This window comes from Psychrobacter sp., assembly GCF_041554015.1.
Taxonomy (GTDB): Bacteria; Pseudomonadota; Gammaproteobacteria; order Pseudomonadales; family Moraxellaceae; genus Psychrobacter.
The window spans coordinates 1-3,431 of sequence record NZ_JBFFMS010000079.1 but is presented as its reverse complement, the minus strand read 5'-3'; the positions used below and the strand labels follow the sequence as shown (position 1 = coordinate 3,431).

Here is a 3,431-nt window from a genome sequence, read left to right as displayed (position 1 = left end):
TAGCTGGGAACGGGGCTCTCAAAAAACAGACTGCACATTATAAGCAGTAGCGCCTACGCTTGCAAGCTGCATTGGGGTTTATTTTCGCCTTATATACATTAAACTGCAGCGTTGGCCAGTTTTTTAGCGGTTTTAAACATTGATAAATTGCATTAATAGCGTTCATTAACCCAGCAATTATGACGATATTAGCTGATAAAGTCCAGCAACAACTTGGCCAACTTTCGTCTGTTTCAAACACTCAAAGCTTATCGTGCCTTGTATTGCCACTGTTTGAGAGGCAGGATGCTCATTGAGATATGCGACTAAGTGGTTTAATTGGGGCGTTAAATCTTTATCAGCTTCTAGATAAATAAGCGTGTCAGCTGTGATTAATGACTGGGTGATTAGGGCTGTCAAAATCGGCTGCCACAAATCCTCAGCATAGGGCGGGTCAATAAAGACGATATCAAAGGGACGCGTTACAAGTTGCTCCTGTGATAATACTTGTTCGGCTGTACCTTGGACAATTTGGTGACTTTTACCATCAAGGCGCAACATCTCGGCACTTTGGCGTAGCATTCGCGTTTGAGCGGCATTCATTTCAATAAAAGTACAATGAGCGGCGCCGCGTGATAAGGCTTCAAAACCTAAGACGCCACTGCCCGCACAGCTATCGAGTACTTGCGCATCATGAATGTCGCTAATCAGCCAATTAAATAAGGTTTCGCGCAGTCTATCTGGAGTCGGACGCAAGCCTTCTGCATCAACAAAACGCACAACACGGCGCTTAAACTGACCGCCGATGATACGCACTTCACCCGCCGCCATAGGTTTAGTTTTCTGATTTTTATGAGGCTTACGCGCACTTGAGGGCTTTTTCATGATTTTATTTTCGATACCTTGTTCATACTCAGTATTTTATGCAGCGGTTGCTGTCACAGTTTGCGCCTGTTTTTCTTGCTTTTCTTTTTCTGCCTCTAATGCTTTATCTTCTTTATCACGTATGGCATCACGCATGGCTTTTTCAAAGGCTTTTTGCCGTTTAATGACTTTTAGCTGATCAGCAGTAGGCGGCAATATAGGGTTGGTCTCGCGCTGCAATATCCAATAATCAAATAACGCACGACCGATAGGCGCAGCAACGACACTACCACCACCGCCGTTTTCGACCAATACGGCAAGGGCGATTTGTGGGTCTTCTACGGGCGCAAAGCCATTAAACCAAGCATGATCCCAGTGGCGCTTATCTATCACAGATTTATTATAGCTTTTGCCTTGAGCAATGGATTTTACCTGTGCGGTACCTGTCTTACCAGCAATACGATAGCGCGGTGTATAGATACCACGTCCCGTACCGGCTTTGACCGTTTCTTCCATCGCGTCGTGCATACGTAGCCAGTCAGACGGCTTGCCGTTATAATCAATCTTGCCATCAGGCTTAGTGATGACCTTAACTGCCGCCGCGCCATCACTACTTTTCAAGAGATGCGGGGTAATATGAAGCCCTTTGCTCGCTGTCATGGCTGTTGCATTGGCAATCTGTAGCGGCGTCGCTAAGAAATAGCCCTGACCGATACTGACTGAGATGGTCTCACCCGGTAACCATTTTTTATCGTAGGTGTCTTTTTTCCATTTTGGTGACGGCATAATGCCAGCTTTTTCATTTGGCAAGTCAATGCCTGTCTCTTCACCAAAACCAAAGCGTACCATCCAGTCATGTAAGCGCTGAATGCCCATCTCATAAGCCAATTTATAATAATAGGTATCAACTGACATCACGATAGATTTTTTGAGGTCAACAGTACCATGACCGCCTTTTTTCCAATCGCGAAAACGGTGCGAGTCACCCGGCAAGCTAAAATAGCCTGGATCGTAGATAGTAGTGTTCCAATCGCGTAGTCCATAATGAATGCCGCCTAAGCCTTCAAATGGCTTGATGGTTGAGCCGGGCGGGTACGTCCCTTGCAGCGCACGATTGTATAAAGGCTGATCCAAATCGTCACGCAAATCGCCATAATCTTTAAACGAGATGCCAGAGATAAAAGGGTTTGGGTCATAACTTGGATTACTAACAAACGCCAATACATCGCCAGTTTTGGGATCTATGGCCACAATGGCTCCGCGCCTGCCATCAAGCTGCTGCTGTGCCACAACCTGCAAGCCATAATCTAAGCTTAAAGTAATGTCATTACCGGCAATCGGTGCTTTGGTATCAAGTTGACGCAGCACATTGCCGTGTGCATTGGTTTCTACTGACTGATAACCGGGCTGCCCAAGTAAAATATCTTCGTAATAATCTTCGATACCAATCTTACCGATAAGATCAGTACCAGCATAACGGTCTTTATCAATTTTCTTTGATTCTTTATCGTTGATACGTCCGACGTAACCAATCACGTGTGCAAACAGCTCGTCATACGGGTATGAGCGTGTGAGCTTACTTTGGATACTAACACCACGAAAAAAGGGTTTACGTTCACTAAACTGTGCCAACTGCGCTTCAGTTAAGTCAATCTTGATGGTCACCGGATCGGTTTTACTTTTACCCACCCGCGCCAAAATATCAGTGATATTTTCATCGCTCAAATCAAAGATAGGCGCCAGTAATTTTAAGGTACGCTCGGGATCTTCGACTTCATCAGGGCTGAGCATGGCAGTAAAAACTGGCTGATTGTCAGCGAGGATAACGCCATTACGATCATAAATATAACCACGGCTTGGCGGGGCCGAGATCAATTTGATGCGATTGTTGTCGGCTTGGGTCGTATATTTGTCATGAGCAACCACCTGCAGAAACCCATAACGTACTATTAGCCCAAGCAAACCCACAAATATGATTAATCCAAGAATAAGAATACGGCTGGTAAAGATGCGATTGACCTGTTCGGTATCAGGATTGAGTGGTTTGTTCATATAAAGTCAGTACCCAAACAGTCAGTGAAACGATGAATCAAAAAGTTATCAAAGAAGGTATTGATGGAGTAGCAGTCAACCATGTCAGATATCGTGCAGACAAAGCAAGCTGATCGTAAAGAATAAGATAAGGATTTTCAATAATATAACGTATTAAGGAGAAAATCTTACCCCAATAATACTGCCTAACGGTCTAGGCAAATGCCAAGCAAAATTTAGCGGCAAATTATAACAGATCAAAAGCACAGACGCAGTAAACAGTCATTTATTTTATCACTGTAACGAAAGGTGAGGTGGTCATAAATCTGGTTATGGTGCATGACAATGTTACTGATCTGACTACTAACCGGTTAAAGGATAAAACCATGCTTACCCCACTCTCAACTTCGAAAGTGATTGAAAAAAGAAGAGCACCTCACTAATCTATTGTTTTCGACCAAGAATACAATGGAGTTGTGAGATGCCCATAGACGAATTTATCATCAATATCTATTTAATGGTAGAGCAATATTACAAAATAGTCGTCACCAAACCCT

Annotated in this window: 2 protein-coding genes; both read right to left on the bottom strand. The window is 43.9% G+C overall.

The window, feature by feature from the left end; translation table 11 throughout:
* Positions 1-177: 177 nt before the first annotated feature.
* Positions 178-864: a 16S rRNA (guanine(966)-N(2))-methyltransferase RsmD gene (gene rsmD / locus ABYU67_RS11955; protein ID WP_372845500.1), complete on the bottom strand. Its 687-nt coding sequence runs from the start codon at positions 862-864 to the stop codon at positions 178-180.
* 36 nt (positions 865-900) lie between these two features.
* A complete protein-coding gene (gene mrdA / locus ABYU67_RS11950; RefSeq protein WP_372845498.1) occupies positions 901-2,895 on the bottom strand; it encodes a penicillin-binding protein 2 in 1,995 nt (664 codons plus the stop codon).
* Positions 2,896-3,431: the final 536 nt, after the last annotated feature.